Raw genomic sequence first — 14,773 nt, forward strand, 5'->3', positions numbered from 1 at the left:
CGGGTCGCGGGCGACCGAATTGCATGCCTCGGGAGCGCCGGCCTGCGGCCTGCCCCCTTCCGGGAACAGGCCATCTGCGCATCGCCGGCTAATGTCCCTCGCGCGCCGACCGCAGTGCCTGCGCGGCCATGGGCAGGTGGCTGAAGGCGTGGTGGTCATAGAAGGCCTCCAGTCGCGCCATGCAGTCCCGGATGTCCATGTTCTCGACCATGTGGCGCCGCCCGGCGGCACCAAAGCTGGCCGCCAGTTCGTCACTGACCAGCAGGGCCCGCAACCCTTCGCGCAGGGCAGCTACATCTTTCTCGGCGTGGGCAAAACCGGTGCGGCCGTGGACTATGCCTTCCTGGGCACCGCCGCGCGCAGAGGTGATCACCGGCACGCCGGCGGCCTGGGCCTCCAGCAACACGATGCCCATGCCCTCGGCGTCACCGTTCTCGGCGGTGATGCTGGGAAGGCAGAACATCCGTGATCGATCCAGGCATTCGCGAACCTGCTCGACCGGCAGCGCGCCGCGGAAGATCGCACGCACGCCACGTTCCTTCGCATACGCCTTCAGCTCGGGCCCCAAAGGCCCATCGCCCACGATCACCAGGCTGGATTCGGGGAAGTCATCCTGGATCTGCTCGAAGGCCTGCAGCAGGTAGCGGCACCCCTTCTTCTCCACCAGTCGGCCCACGTAGAGGACGTCGCGCCGCGCGGCAATCGGGATGGGGCCCGGCGTGAAGCGCCTGGTGTCCACGCCGATGGGGCGTACGGTGATCTTGTCCTCCGGCAGGCCGAACTCGATGGCCGATTCCCGGATCGCCTTGGACACCGCGATGAAATGGACACGGCGGTCCTGCGCCAGCCTCAGCAGTCCGGCGGGGAACTTGCGCATGTGCCTCCCGCCGTTGCCCGCTTCCCACCAGCTGCGGTAGGTGGTGATGTCGTAGCCGTGCAAGGTGATCAACGTCGGCAGGTCGAGCTGGCGAGCGAGTGGCCAGATCCGGTAGGCGTCGGTGGCGAAATGGATATGCAGCAGGTCCGCGCGCTCGGCCTTCAGTGCCCTGAGGCGCGCCCATGACCAGATCAGGTAGGGCGAGCCGAGGCTGGCCAGGTGCCGGGCGAAACGGTGCCGGTAGCCGAGCATGCGCACGTCCAGGCCATCCAGCGCCAGGCCCTTCCTGACCATGCCATCGCCGGCAAGGATCCCGCGCCAGCCGGACAACATGCGCACCTGCTCGCGGATGAACGTCTCCGAATAGGGCAACAGCCGGGATTTGTAAACGATCACGGTCGGGCGATGAGCGGTCTTCCTGACGGGCGGATCGGTCATGGACGCGTGTTCGCTCCGGTTGATCGCAGCTTCGCGGGCGTATGCGGGGAATCCGTCTTCCACGTCGTGCACAGCCGCCGTTGCCGGGCGACGGTTCTGCAGGACCATCTGACTTTCCTCTGTCATGGCGTTTGCGTCCTTCTGGTTATCGCGGTTCATGGCGCCGCGACACGCGGCGTTGCCGCCGCGGCGCCGCCGCCGAATGGGAGGACCCGGGAGGGCAGCGGCTCGGGCCATCCGAACTTTGCTCCGAGCTTGTCGTCCCAGTCCGGCGGGTCGAACAAGTACCGGCCCGCGCCGGGGGTGAGCGTGAGCTCGCCCACGTAGATGTGTCCCTGATGCAGGTACAGGTCCACCCGCATGTAGCCCAGCGGTTCGGCCAGCTTCCGCGCGATCCGCAGCATCTCGTCAAGCTGCGCCGGCCGCGGTGCCAGCCGGCCGCTGGTCTTCTGGTTGAGCAGGTGGAACGGTGCAGGACGCCATTCCTCGTCGTAAAGGTCCTGGGTCAGGTGTTCGAAGCGCCCCTGCATGTGCTGGATGAAGATGTACGGCTTCTGGCCCGGGCCCGGGTTGAATACGTTGAACTTGAAGTCGGCCGGCGGCCGGCCGCCCGTCAGCAGTGCCTGTTCGAAGATGACACGGGGGCGAATGAAGCCGTAATGCTTCTCGCGCATCCGTGCCGAGAACTGCGAGGTCAGCCAGCCATTGGCCAGGCGTGAGAGCTCCAACGGATCCTCCTCGCGCTTGTCCGGCACGATGCGCAACTGGCCGAAGCTGTGGTTGGCCTTCATCACGAAGCTGTCGGGCAGGGCGTCGAAGGTTTCCGGCGTCACCATCTCGGCGACCAGATGGGCTGGCACCAGGTACTGCGTGCCAACGGTGTCGGCGATATAGCGGCGCACCTCGACCTTGTCGGCCAGCATCGAGAACAGCGGCGAGGGGTAGCGCATGCGATGGAAGATTTTCTCGGAGAACCGCCGGGGGTGCTCGAAGCGGCACAGCCGTCCGTGGATGCGCTTGTACTTGTAGTGGTAATAGGCGCAGTCGGGGAGCGCTCTTATCAGCGGCGAATCCTCTTCCCTCGGGGTCTTGGGCTTGTGTTTCATTTTGCTGCCTGTTGCATGGTGGAGCCTCCCCCCGTGCCTGTCGTCGTACTGATTTTTCGGCAGGCGACGATCGTGGCGCCGACGAGGAAAGCGTTGAGGATGGCCCCCACGACGCAGAATGCGGCGACCGCAAGCATGTCGCTGTGGAACCAGTGGAAGGCGCCCCAGATCACCGCGACACGCAGGGCTACGCCGACCACTTCGAAGCCGAGGAAGAAACGCTGCATGCCGAGGGTGGCGATCGCCGCCACACTGGGCCGGTTGAGAAAGCCGAAGTAAAGCCATATGGCCAGCCAGCGTGCGTACTCACCGGCGGCCAGCCAATCCCGGCCGAATACCAGGGCGAACAGCCAGGGGCCGAGCGCCACGACGAGCGCGAACGGGACCAACCCGGCCACGGCGAGGAATCCGGTGGCCTTGAGGATCAGCGAATCAAGCGGCTGCCTCTCGTGGGCCGCCTCGGTGAAACGCGGGTAGAACACGTCGCCGACGGATTTGCCGATCAACCGGATCGGAATCGACAGCACCGTGCGCCCCAGCGCGTAGAAGCCGGCTGCCGCAGGCCCGAAGAAGCTGGCCAGCATCAGCACCGGCAGGCTCTGCGAGGCGGCATTGATGCATACCTGCGGGGCACGGTAGAGCGGGAAGTCGCGGTGATCCCGCGCCAGCTGCGACAGGCTGCGGCGTGGCGCCTCGTCGCTGGCGGTGGCCAGCGTGGAGCGCATGCCGATCCCGAGCATCAGGGCATAAACCCCGTTGGCCACGGTCGCCAGCACGATCAGCACCGAGGCGACCGGATAGAAGCCGCCGATGCCCACCTTGCTTGCATTGAGGAGCAACGATTGCAGCACCGCCACGCGTGCGGTGGTCTTGAACTGCTTCTTTCGAATGCGCCACTGTTCGGCCACCTGCATCCAGGCCGACAGGAACACCGCCAGCGGCAGCAGCATCAGGTAGTCGCGGATGGTATCGAGTCCGAACAGGTCCGAAAGCGCGTTTCCCGCGATGCCCAGAGCCAGCGCCAGAGCGCCCGCAACCACCAGCGAAATCAGGATCGAAAGTTTCGCGATGCCTCTGGCGTCGCTGTCCGACTTGGGCAACACCATGGCGATCGGGTAGGTCAGCGAGGCAACCGGCGCGAGCACGCCGAGCACCGCCATGAAGACGCCCAGGATGCCGAATGCCGCCGGCCCGTACTGGCGTGCCACCACCGGCGCGAACACCATCGTGACCAGCTGCGCGGCGGCAGTGCCGCCGGTTACCGCCACCACGTTGCGCAGGAACGGTCGCCGTGCCAGCTGCGCCAGCCAGGAGGAGATGTTGGCCTGCTTGGGGTAGGCGATCGAGCTCACGCTTTGGCAGTCTCCACGGAAGCGGCGGGGAAGGATTGTTGGCCGTGCGTGGTGGATGGCCCGTGCAGCCGCCGCGGCCTCCCGCATGGTCGCCAGGGCCGCTCGCGCGGGAGGGCCACCCGGACCTGGCAGGGCAAGTCGGAGGGGAGGTGCCCCGCCACCTGCGTCCGGGCCGGGAGGGAGGCGGTGGAAGCGGAACGGCGAATCGCGTCGCCGTTCCGCGGATCGCTAATTGGCCGCCGAGCCGCGCTCGGAGCTCTTCGGACGCTTGCTGTAGGAGGACAGCATGGTCACCGGAGACTGCAGCCGCACCACGTTGCTCGGCAGGGCCGCTGCCTCGAACGTGGGCCGGGGCTGCAGCGAGGGTGCCGACTGCTGTTTCTGCCAGAGCCGCCCCATGGCCGTCACGTAGATCACCGTCAGCGCGCCGAAGGCGATCAGGTTGCTGCCGGGCGCCAGCGAATGGGTAAGCATGCCGGTCAGCGCCAGAAGGATGGCCAGCATCACCAGCGCCGCCAGCGTGGTGCGCGGGCCCAGGCCGGCGCGCAGCATCATGTGGTGGATGTGGCCGCGGTCCGGCTTGAACGGGCTCTTGCCCTCGCGGACCCGGCGCACCACCACCTGCAGCGTGTCGAGCACCGGCAAGGCCACGCACCAGAGCACGTCGATGGTGGAAAGCTCGGTATTGGGGCCGCTCTGGCTCAGGTGGATCAGCGTCCAGGCCAGCACGTAGCCCACTACCATGCTGCCTGCATCGCCGAGGAAGATCTTCTTGCCGACCAGGCCCAGGTTCGCTGCCAGGTAGGGCACCAGCGCTCCGGCCAGCAGGACCAGCACGACCACGCCCGGCCACTGTGGCTGGCCCTGGTACAGGATGATGGCTGCGATGCTGATCAGCGCAAGCATGCCGGCCAGGCCGTCGATGCCGTCCATCATGTTGAAGGCATTGAGCAGGCCGATCACCGCCACGACGGTCAGCGGGATGCCGAACACCCCCAGCTCGAACTCGTGGCCGAACAGGTGGCCCAGCGTATGGATATGAACGCCGGTCACCGCGACCATCGTCAGTACGGCGCCGGTCTGTACCAGCAGCCGCGCACGCACACTCAGGTCGAAGCGGTCATCCAGCGCACCCACCACCGCGAGTACCGCCGCGGTGGCCAGCAACACGTTGGTGAAGAGGTGGGTCTGCCCATCGACCGCGGCCCCCGCAAGCACGCCCACGAAGGCGGCCAGACCGCCGATCAGCGGAATGTGGCCCACGTGATGTTTGCGTTCATTCGGGCGGTCGACCAAGCCCCAGGTTCCGGCAAGCCGATAGAGAATGGCGATCGCCAGCGCGGAGACGCAGGCGGCCGTCATACAAGCAATAAGTATCCGGGAGTACTGCATAGTGGCTAGTCCCATCTTCCTGATCGGGCCATGGCGGCAGACGTGACTTTCCCGTCGCTGACACGGCACACCCGCATGCGCAGGCAAAACCGGATATCCCCGTTCCCTGGCCCCCACGAGGAGGGCTTCCGGACAGAGTAGGCAGGCACCAGTGCAATTCTCGTCAACAGTAGGCAGGCGCGAATTGCCTGCAAGGAAGGCGCCGCCCGCCTGTCCCGTCCGCTGTCCGGGTTCAGTGAAGGATCAGTCGAAGAGCAGATTGATGACCACCAGCGTGGCCACCAGCAACGTCAGCGTCAGCGGCACGCCGACGCGCAGGAAATCCTTGCCGCGGTAGCCGCCGGGGCCGGCCACCATCATCAGCGCCGGATGGCCGGAGCTGAGCAGGAAGGTGTTGGACGAGGATACCGCCACGATCAGAGCGTAGGCTGAAGGGTTGCCGCCGGTGGCGACCGCCACGCTGATCGCGATCGGCACCATCATCACCGTCGCGCCAACGTTGGACATCACCTGCGAGAACAGCAGCGTGAGTACCGCCAGGCAGCTCTGAAGTACCCAGGGCGAGGCGCCGCCCAGCTTGTCCAGCACCACCTGCGCCAGCCAGGCGGCCGTGCCTGTGGCGTCCATCGACCAACCCAGCGGGATCAGGCAGGCGGTGACGAAGATCGTCTTCCAGTTGATCGCCTTGTACGCCTCGTCCATGTTCAGCACGCCGGTCAGCAGCATGCCGATCGCGCCGGTCATCATCGCCACCGACAGGTCCAGATGGGTGAACAGCGCCAGGCCCTTGGCCAGCAGGAAGAAGCCCACTGCCTGCCAGATCTTGCCGGGGCGCTGCTCCTCCTTGGGGATGTCGGTGACGACGACCAGGTCCTTGTCTTCGGCGGCCAGCGCCAGGTCGCGCCAGCTCGAGTGCAGCACCAGCGTGTCGCCGGCGCGCAGGCTCACGCCACGCACGTCGTCGCGGAACACCTGGTCGCCGCGGTTGACCGCCAGCACCGAGATGCCATGGCGCTTGCGCAGGTGCAGGTCGCCGATCGTCTGCTTGAGGAAGCGCGAGGACGGCGGCAGCACCGCCTCGGAAATGCCCGCGCGGGTCGGGTTGAACAGTTCGCCCAGCTGGCGCATGCGCGGAGAGACCTTGCACAGCTGGTTGTTGGCGAAATGGTTGATCTCCTCGCGCGGCGCCAGCACGCCGAGCACCGACCCGACCCAGATCACATAGTCGACCGGTGGCGCCATGCGCGCGTCGTTGCCGCTCTTGATCGCCAGGATCAGCGGCGCGCCGTGCAACTGCTCGACCTCGCCGATGCTCATGCCCACCAGCGGGCTTTCCGCGGTCACCGTCAGCTCGGCCGTCTCGCCGCCGATGCCGTAGGTCTCGGCGAAGTAGCTCTCGGTACGGCCGGGGGTCACCTTCAGGCGTTCGTCCTCGCGCTCGGGCAGCAGCTTGCGGGTGAACAGCCAGAAGTAGCCGATGCCCAGCAGCGCCAGCACCAGACCGACCGGGGTCACGCTGAACAGCCCGAACTTGGGGATGGTGTGCGCGCCGGGCGGCAGGTTGGCGTTGGCGCTGGCGATCAGGTCGTTCAGCACGATCAGCGGCGAGTTGGCGATCAGCGTGGTGTTGGTCGCCGCCAGGATGCAGAAGCCCATCGGCAGCAGCAGTCGCGAGATCGGCACGCCGGTGCGCGCGGACAAACGGCTGGTGACCGGGATCATCAGCGCAGCGAGCGCCTGGCTCGGGATCACCGCGCTGAACAGGCTCGTGACCGAGTTGATCACCACGCCCAGGCGCGACTCCTTGCCGCGCGCCATGCGCATCACGAAGTTGGCCGTCAGCGAGAGCACGCCGGCGCGGTCCAGCCCCGCGCCCATGATCATGATCGCGATGATCGCGATCACCGCGTTGCCGGCAAAGCCGTTGAACACGCGCTCGGAGGGAATCAGCCCGGTCAGGCCGATCACCACCACCACCAGCAGCGCCACCATGTCGGCGCGGATCCACTCCAGCACCAGCATCAGCATGGTGAAGCCCACCAGCCCGAGCACCAGGATCATTTCGGGGGTGAGCGCGAGGGCCACTAGCGAGCGTCCAGGTGAGGCTGGTGATGGAAGCGGATGGGATTGTGCAGAGGTTGCCTCACGCGGCCGGGTCCGTCCCTGTTTGTGGCCGAGTATAAGCGGGGCATGGCGTTGGCTGGTGAACCGCAGGACTGGCGTGCGGTCGCGACGTCGCCCTTCGCCTGCGGCGAGAGGGCAGGGTGAGGGGCCGGGCTCGCGGGGGCGGTTCTGGAGAAGCCCGTTCCCGCAAACGGTGGGAACAGTCGCGTGGGTGGGCGCCGGCTTCCGCGGGTGGCGGAGGGCTCTCGGGGGAGCGCACCCGGTGCGCGACCGGGATGCATGGCGGTCGCGCATGCGTGCCAGGGCGCGCGGGTTCAGGCCCTGCGGTAGAGCAGATCCCACACCCCGTGCCCGAGCTTGAGCCCGCGCCGCTCGAAGTGCGTCTCGATGCGCCAGGCCGGCTTCTCCGCGTACTGGCCCGGCGCGATGGCGTTGCGCCAGGCCGGCGCGGCTTCCATCACCTCCAGCATGTGCTCGGCGTAGGGCTGCCAGTCGGTGGCCAGGTGCAGCAGGCCGCCGGGCGCCATGCGCGAGGCAAGCAGGCCGACGAATTCCGGCTGCACGATGCGCCGCTTGTTGTGGCGCTTCTTGTGCCAGGGGTCGGGAAACCAGATGCGCGCCTCGGCCAGCGTGCCCGGCGCGATCTCGTGCTCGACCACTTCCACCGCGTCGTGCCTGTAGAGATGGACGTTGCCGGCCGCGCGCGCGGCCAGCGCGTTCATCAGCCGGCCGACACCGGGGCCATGTACTTCCACGCCGATGTAGTCGCGCATCGGGTCGTGCTCACTGGCCCAGGCCAGCGCCTCGCCATTGCCGAAGCCGATTTCCAGCACGCGCGGAGCGACCCGCCCGAAACGCGCATCGAAGTCCTGCGCCGCGCCGGTGTAGTCGATGCCGAAGCGTGCCCAGTGGGCGTCGAAGGCGCGCTGTTGCGCCGGCGTCATGCGGCCTTCGCGCAATACGAAACTGCGGATGCGGCGCAGGTACGGGGAGCTGGCGGGATGTTCGGGCTGTTCGTTCACGGCTTGCGTCTGGGGCTGCGGCGGCATGGGGGGGCGCCATGCCTTCGGGCGGCGCATTGTAGCGGCGCCGCCGCGAGGGCGCCGCCTGGGATCAATGCTCGGGATCGAACCGTCGCGGCGATCCGTGCCGCGGTGGCGGAGCCGGCGCCTGCGATCGCGCGGCCTCCGGTCGGGTGGCCTGCGAGCGTGCAGTCGGCGCCCGCCGTGGCGCAGGGGCGGATTCGCGCTGCACCGCAGCCGCCTGCGGCATCGGCCTCGTCTGGCGGAAGTCCGGCGGCCGCTGGAACCGCTGCGGTGGCGGGGTCGCGCGGTTGCGCGGCCCGGCGTCGAAGTCGGGGCGGCGCATGTTCGCCGGCCGGACCACGCGGTCGTCGCCGCGGTAGGCCGGGGCCCGCTGCGTGGTCTGGCGAGGCGCGATCCGCGCATCGTCGGGCGCACGCTGGAGATGCGGTCCGACCATGGCATCGGGCCGGTGCATCGGTGCGCGTGGCCGGTCAGTGCGCTCGATGCGTGGCACCTGCGGCAGCGTGGGCGCGGCGCGGGCGGCCCGCTCGCGGTCGCTCCCGGCGGTGGAGATGAAGCTCACGCCGGGACGGGGTTCGGCCGACGGGCGGGCGGCGTGGCTGCGCACGAAGCGGGCCGAGCGCAGTTCACCCGGACGCAGCGCCTCCTCGCGCGGCACCACGCGTCCGCCGGCATTCGAACCGCGGACTTCGCGTGCATCGTCGCGGCTCGCCGCCCGCGCGTCGATGCGGGGGCCGGCTGCCTCCGTCCGGACGGGTGCGCGTCGCATCTCCGCCGTCGCGTCCGCGCGTCGTGCCGGCGAGATATGCGCGATCGCCGGCAGCGTGTCGGCATGCGGGCGAAGCACGCGCACGTGCGAGGGCGCGGACGGGCGGGGCCGGGCGCCGCCGATGCGGTCGGCCACGTGCTCCACGCGCGGCGCATGGCGCGCCACCACCTCGCGCCGGAATCCCTGCGCCGGCAGCGGCCGGGCCTTGGGCCCGCGTGGCGGCGCAAAACTGTGCGGCGTCGGCCGGGGCGTGGCATTGCGCGTCAGCAGGCGGGCGCCGGCGAGCTTGCGCGGATCGACGTCCAGGCGATGGCGCTGCACACGGTCGGCGCCGGCGAACACGCGTCCCGGCACCGCCGTGAAGCCACGCCGGCCGCCCTCGTGCAGCGCGCGCACCGGCGATGCGATGCCGCGGTGCCAGTCGCGGTAGCGGCGGTCGACGCGTTTGACGATGACCGTGTTGTGCACGTGGATGTTGGTCACGTTGACCTGGGTGTAGTAGCGGCGGCTGCCCCGGTACCACGGGTCGTAGACGTCGCCCGGGCCGAGCGGGTACCAGCCGACCGGCGCGCTGCCCACCGAGACGCCCCAGTGGCTGCCGCCGACGAAGGCGACCAGCGCGGGTGCGTAGACCGGGCGCCAGCCGATCGGGCCGGGCACCCAGCACCAGCCGCGGCTGCGCCAGGCCCAGCGACCGTAGTGGTAGGGCGCGAAGCCCCAGGGTGCGTCGTCCACCCAGGTCCAGCCCCACGGCCCGACCCAGGCCCAGTGGCCATCGCGGTAGGGCGCCCAGCCGGCGTCGACCCGCGCCGGATACCAGACCTGCCCGTATTCGGGGTCGCTGTGCCACTCGCCGTAGCGGTCCAGGTCCTGGTAGCCGATCACGTCCTCGGAAACGTAGCGGCGCGACTCGGAGTCGGCATAGCGGCGGCTGCGTTCGTCGCACCAGGCGTCGAAGTCGTCACCGCCGCCGATGTCCTCCACCTCCATGTCGGCCAGCGCCGAATCGGCAAACCGGTAGCTGCGCCCGGCGATCACCAGCCGCCGGGCGTCGTTCTCGCCGTAGACGGTAGCGCTGCCATCGAAGGTGGTGACGCGCGTGGACCGGCCATCGGAGTCGACGTCCACGCGATAGCTGCCCGGGTGGTCGACCACCAGCGCCACGTTGGGCGTGTCGATCTCGTAGCTCTGGCCGTCGTCGAGCTGGCGGACGGTGAGGTTGAGCGTGCCCTGGGTGAGCTCCAGTTGGACCAGCTGGTCGTCCAGCTGCAGGAAGCCCAGGTCCGTGCCACCGTCCAGGCGCACCGCGGCGCCGTCCAGCTCCAGCTCGGCGCGTGCACTGTTGCTGCTGGACAGTCGGTCGCCGGTGGTCAGCGGGCGGTTGATCCCGGCATCGCCCCAGTCCTGTGCGCCCGAGGGCAACAGACCGACGTCGCCTTCCAGGTAGGACAGGCGGGCGACCCGGTCGGGCGGGTCACCGACGGCGTCGTCGGTCGCCTGCGCGTGCAGGGCACCGGCGCCGCACAGCAGCAGGGTGGCTGCGCAGGAGCGCCAGAACAGCTGCAGTTTCGAAAGTGCACGCATGGGTCTTTCCCTCCGCCGTGTACGGGTCATGGAAACGGCCGACGTCACGAGGCGATGACCGATTATGGGCTGGCGCGACACCGCGCGGCGCGTCGGGTCGCCCGTGGTTCAGCCTGCCGCCATGGGCGGTTCATGCTTCATGCGGGTAGTGGCGCCCGGCGCCGGGGTAGCCGGCCCCGTTCCCCAACTCCCGCCTCCCGGGTTACCATCAGCGGCGAACGCGGGTGTAGCTCAATGGTAGAGCTGTAGCTTCCCAAGCTACTGACGAGGGTTCGATTCCCTTCACCCGCTCCAGTCTGCACACCGCCCGGGCACGATCGGGTGGACTTCACCTCCCCTTGAGGGTCCGGCCCGCCACGCTTTCCGGCCTTGCCGACACCACCCGTGCAGCGATGACAGACCTGATCACCCTCGGTTGGCGGGAACGACTGGCTCTTCCCCACTTGGGCATCGACATGCTCAAGGCCAAGCTCGATACCGGTGCCCGTTCCAGCTCGCTGCACGTGGACGCGCTCGAAGCCTTCGAGCGCAACGGGGCGACCTGGTTGCGCTTCTCGATGACCGTCGGCCGCCGCCTGCATCCGCGGAGCGTGCGGTGCGAGGCCCGGGCGCTGGATCGGCGCGTGGTCACCGACACCGGCGGCCGCGGCACGGAGCGCTGGTTCGTGCGCACGGACGTGCGGCTGGCCGGCCTGTGCTACCCGATCGAGATCAGCCTGACCGACCGCCGGCACATGCTGTTCCCCATGCTGCTCGGCCGCAGCGCGCTGCTCGGGCGCTTCGCGGTCGATCCATCGCTTTCCTACACCCAGCCGCGCCCGCACCCGGCCTACGCCGAGCCGGTGGCGCGGGTCGCCAACGAACATCATTACGGCCCGCTTCCATGAAGATCGCGATCCTCTCGCGCAACACGCGGCTCTACTCGACGCGCCGGCTGGTCGAGGCCGCGCGCGAGCGCAACCACGTGGTGCGCGTGCTCGACCCGTTGCGCTGCTACGTGCGTATCGCGCCCGGCCAGGCATCGATACGCTACAAGGGCAAGGCGCTGCGCGACATCGATGCGGTGATCCCGCGCATCGGTACCGCCACCACCTTCTACGGCACCGCGGTATTGCGCCAGCTCGAAATGATGGGCGTGTACACGCCCAACTCCTCCGACGCAGTGCTGCGCGCGCGCGACAAGCTGCGCTGCCTGCAGATCCTGGCCTCGCACGGGCTGGACATGCCGGTGACGGTGTTCGGTGACAATCCCGACGACACCAACGACGTGCTCGCGATGCTCGGCGAGCCGCCGCACGTCATCAAGCTCAACGAAGGCAGCCAGGGCACCGGGGTAGTGCTGGCCGAGAAGCGCAGCGCCTCGCAGAGCGTGATCGAGGCCTTCCGCGGGCTGTACGCCAACTTCCTGGTGCAGGAGTTCATCGCCGAGGCCAAGGGCAGCGACTTGCGCTGCTTCGTGGTCGGCAAGAAGGTGATCGCCGCGATGCAGCGCGAGGCGAGCCCGGGCGATTTCCGCGCCAACCTGCACCGCGGCGGCAGCGCGGTGAAGGTCACCCTGAGCGCAGAGGAGAAGCGCATCGCCATCCGGGCCGCCGGCGCGCTGGGTCTGGGCATCGCCGGCGTGGACCTGCTGCGTTCGGACCGCGGCCCGCTGCTGCTGGAGGTCAACGCCTCGCCCGGGCTGGAGGGAATCGAGACGGCCACCGGGGTGGACGTCTCCGGCCACATCATCCGGCACCTGGAAGAACAGGCGCGCGCCTGAGCTTTTCTTCACGCGCGCCGCACTAGAACGTGCGCGCCGGGCACGTCCGTTAACGGCCATGTGAGGCCGGGTTAACCGCACCGTAACCGCCCGGGCCCTATAAAGGCACCACTGCATGTGCTGGCGGCGACCGCTTCGGGTCGACACCGGCAGATTCGGTATCGGGGCAGTAAGCTTGGGCCCAGGTGCGGCGACGACGAGTCGGGCATCTGGGCCTTTTTATTGGCCATGGTCCGGGACAGCCGGCCATCCGTATGGCGAGCTTGTTAAGCTTGCTGCCTTGATCGACCAGTGGCCTTTGGAGTGGCGCATGCGTGTCCTTGTGATCGAAGACAACAGCGATATCGCGACCAACATTGGCGACTACCTGGAAGACCGTGGCCACGTGGTCGACTTTGCCGGGGATGGCGTGACCGGCCTGCACCTGGCCGTGGTGCACGACTTCGACGTGATCGTGCTGGACCTCACCTTGCCGGGCATGGACGGTCTGGACGTGGCGCGCAAGCTGCGCCACGAGGCCCACAAGCAGACCCCGGTGCTGATGCTGACCGCACGCGACGCGCTGGAGCAGAAGCTCACCGGCTTCGAGTCCGGCGCCGACGATTACATGACCAAGCCCTTCGCGCTGCAGGAACTGGCTGCGCGGCTGGAAGTGCTGGCGCGCCGCGGCAAGGGTCCGCAGAGCCGGGTGCTCAAGGTCGCCGACCTCACCTACAACCTGGACACGCTCACCGTCAGCCGCGACGGCAAGTCGATCCAGTTGAACCCGATCGGGCTCAAGCTCCTGCAGGCATTGATGGAAGCCAGCCCCTCGGTGGTCACCCGCCAGGACCTGGAACAGCGCGTGTGGGGCGAGGAGCTGCCCGACAGCGACTCGCTGCGCGTGCACATCCACGGCCTGCGTGCGGCGATCGACAAGCCGTTCGACAAGCCGCTGATCCACACGCGCCACGGCATCGGTTACCGCATGGTCGAGCCGGATGCTGTCCAGGCGTAAGCTGCGTTTCCGCCTGATCGTCTCCTTCGCGCTGTTCGGCTTCGGCCTCAGCGCGTTGTTTGCGTTTTCGGCCTTGAACATCCGTGCGCGGGTCGAAGACCAGCTCGTTACCGCCACGCTGCTCGACGAGGTGGACAACCTCAACCGGCAGGTACACGAGCATCCGGATCGCCAGCCCAGATTCGGCATCGTCGAGGCGTGGACCTGGAGCGACCGCACGATCTACAAGGCGCCGCTGGAATGGCAGCATCTGCCGAACGGTGTGCACGACGTCAGCGACACCGGGGACGACGGCAAGATCCACCACTACAAGCTTGCGGTCGAGCACAAGAACGGCATCTACAGCTTCCTGCGCTACGACATTTCCCGGGATGAACTGGGCAAGCGGCAGCTGTTGTTCAGCGTGATCGGTGCGGTGTTCCTGTTTGGCCTGCTCTCGCTCGCGATCGGCCTGTGGCTCTCGCGCAAGGTATTGAAGCCGGTCAGCGAGCTGGCCGCGCGCCTGCGCGACTTCCGCAAGGCGGGCAAGGCCGATCCGCTGGCGCCGCATTTCGCCGACGACGAGGTGGGCGAGCTCGCCCTGGCGCTGGACGAGTACGCCGCCCGCCTCACCGCGATGGTCGAGCGCGACCGCGAGTTCAATTCGGACGTCAGCCACGAACTGCGCACGCCGCTGGCGGTGATCGCCAGCACCACCGAACTGCTGCAGGGTTCGCCCGACCTCACCGACAAGCTGCGCGAGCGGTTGAAGCGCATCGAGCGCGCCTCGCGCCAGGCTACCGAACTGATCGAGGCGCTGTTGCTGCTTTCGCGTGCCGAACGTCGCGGTCCCACCCGCGGCGAAACGACCGAGGTGGCCAGGGTCGCCGCCGACGTGATCGAGAGCCAGCGCCCGCAGATGCGCGACAAGCCGCTGGAGATCGAACTGGCCATCCGCGATCCTGTGAGCGTGAACGCTCCCGCGTCGGTGTTGTCGGTGGCGCTGACCAACCTGATCGGCAACGCGATCAAGTACACGCTCGAAGGCATGGTGAAGGTCGAGGTGGGCAACGGCCGCATCGAGGTCATCGATACTGGCCCCGGCATCAAGCCGGAAGATGCCGAACGCCTGTTCCAGCGCGGCGTGCGCGGCGAGGGCGCCGGCGGCAGCGGCGCCGGCCTTGGCCTGGCCATCGTGCGCCGGCTGTGCGACCTCTACGGCTGGCAGGTCTCGATGCGTCCGCGCAGCGACGCCAACGGCGCCATCGCCAGCCTCGTCTTCGAACCGGCCTGAAGCCTGCTCCCTCTCCCCTCCGGGAAGAGGGTTGGGGTGAGGGGGCGGGGCTC

General features: G+C 68.5%; 11 protein-coding genes and 1 tRNA gene. 5 read left to right on the forward strand and 7 right to left on the reverse strand.

Annotation, left to right across the window (positions count from 1 at the left end; genetic code table 11):
- Window positions 1-88 precede the first annotated feature (88 nt).
- The 7 genes from LQ771_RS01325 to LQ771_RS01355 all read right to left on the reverse strand — a co-directional run bounded on the left by LQ771_RS01325 (window position 89) and on the right by LQ771_RS01355 (window position 10,688).
- The gene (locus tag LQ771_RS01325; protein ID WP_231350618.1) at window positions 89-1,315 is read right to left on the reverse strand and encodes a glycosyltransferase; all 1,227 of its coding nucleotides are present in this window, start codon (window positions 1,313-1,315) and stop codon (window positions 89-91) included.
- Window positions 1,316-1,470: 155 nt separating this feature from the next.
- Window positions 1,471-2,421, reverse strand: coding sequence for an ATP-grasp fold amidoligase family protein (locus LQ771_RS01330; RefSeq protein ID WP_231350619.1), 951 nt, complete (start codon window positions 2,419-2,421; stop codon window positions 1,471-1,473).
- On the reverse strand, window positions 2,418-3,773 hold the full coding sequence (locus tag LQ771_RS01335; protein WP_231350620.1) for a lipopolysaccharide biosynthesis protein: 1,356 nt from the start codon (window positions 3,771-3,773) through the stop codon (window positions 2,418-2,420). Before LQ771_RS01335 ends, LQ771_RS01330 begins: the two co-directional genes overlap by 4 nt.
- 228 nt (window positions 3,774-4,001) lie before the next feature.
- Window positions 4,002-5,135 (reverse strand): MraY family glycosyltransferase, encoded by a 1,134-nt coding sequence (locus LQ771_RS01340; RefSeq protein ID WP_231350622.1) that lies wholly within the window; start codon window positions 5,133-5,135, stop codon window positions 4,002-4,004.
- 273 nt (window positions 5,136-5,408) lie between these two features.
- Window positions 5,409-7,226 (reverse strand): SLC13 family permease, encoded by a 1,818-nt coding sequence (locus tag LQ771_RS01345; RefSeq protein WP_231351818.1) that lies wholly within the window; start codon window positions 7,224-7,226, stop codon window positions 5,409-5,411.
- 377 nt (window positions 7,227-7,603) lie between these two features.
- Window positions 7,604-8,338 (reverse strand): tRNA (guanosine(46)-N7)-methyltransferase TrmB, encoded by a 735-nt coding sequence (trmB, locus tag LQ771_RS01350; protein ID WP_231350623.1) that lies wholly within the window; start codon window positions 8,336-8,338, stop codon window positions 7,604-7,606.
- A 64-nt stretch (window positions 8,339-8,402) separates the two neighbouring features.
- Window positions 8,403-10,688 carry a DUF6600 domain-containing protein gene (locus tag LQ771_RS01355; RefSeq protein WP_231350624.1) on the reverse strand — a complete coding sequence of 762 codons (2,286 nt, stop codon included), beginning with the start codon at window positions 10,686-10,688 and terminating at the stop codon, window positions 8,403-8,405.
- 220 nt (window positions 10,689-10,908) lie between these two features.
- On the opposite strand from LQ771_RS01355, the gene LQ771_RS01360 reads away from it, so the two are divergent.
- The 5 genes from LQ771_RS01360 to LQ771_RS01380 all read left to right on the forward strand — a co-directional run bounded on the left by LQ771_RS01360 (window position 10,909) and on the right by LQ771_RS01380 (window position 14,720).
- Window positions 10,909-10,982: transfer RNA gene (locus LQ771_RS01360), tRNA-Gly, on the forward strand.
- A gap of 98 nt (window positions 10,983-11,080) precedes the next feature.
- The gene (locus LQ771_RS01365; protein ID WP_231350625.1) at window positions 11,081-11,575 is read left to right on the forward strand and encodes an ATP-dependent zinc protease family protein; all 495 of its coding nucleotides are present in this window, start codon (window positions 11,081-11,083) and stop codon (window positions 11,573-11,575) included.
- A complete protein-coding gene (gene rimK / locus LQ771_RS01370; RefSeq protein WP_231350627.1) occupies window positions 11,572-12,450 on the forward strand; it encodes a 30S ribosomal protein S6--L-glutamate ligase in 879 nt (292 codons plus the stop codon). The genes LQ771_RS01365 and rimK overlap by 4 nt, the downstream gene beginning before the upstream one ends.
- A 310-nt stretch (window positions 12,451-12,760) precedes the next feature.
- On the forward strand, window positions 12,761-13,447 hold the full coding sequence (locus LQ771_RS01375; protein WP_091340102.1) for a response regulator transcription factor: 687 nt from the start codon (window positions 12,761-12,763) through the stop codon (window positions 13,445-13,447).
- Entirely contained in the window at window positions 13,431-14,720 is a 1,290-nt protein-coding gene (locus LQ771_RS01380; RefSeq protein ID WP_231350628.1) for a sensor histidine kinase, read from the forward strand. Before LQ771_RS01375 ends, LQ771_RS01380 begins: the two co-directional genes overlap by 17 nt.
- The last annotated feature ends 53 nt before the right edge of the window (window positions 14,721-14,773 follow it).

It is taken from the genome of Frateuria soli (assembly GCF_021117385.1).
In the GTDB taxonomy this organism is placed as follows: domain Bacteria; phylum Pseudomonadota; class Gammaproteobacteria; order Xanthomonadales; family Rhodanobacteraceae; genus Frateuria_A; species Frateuria_A soli.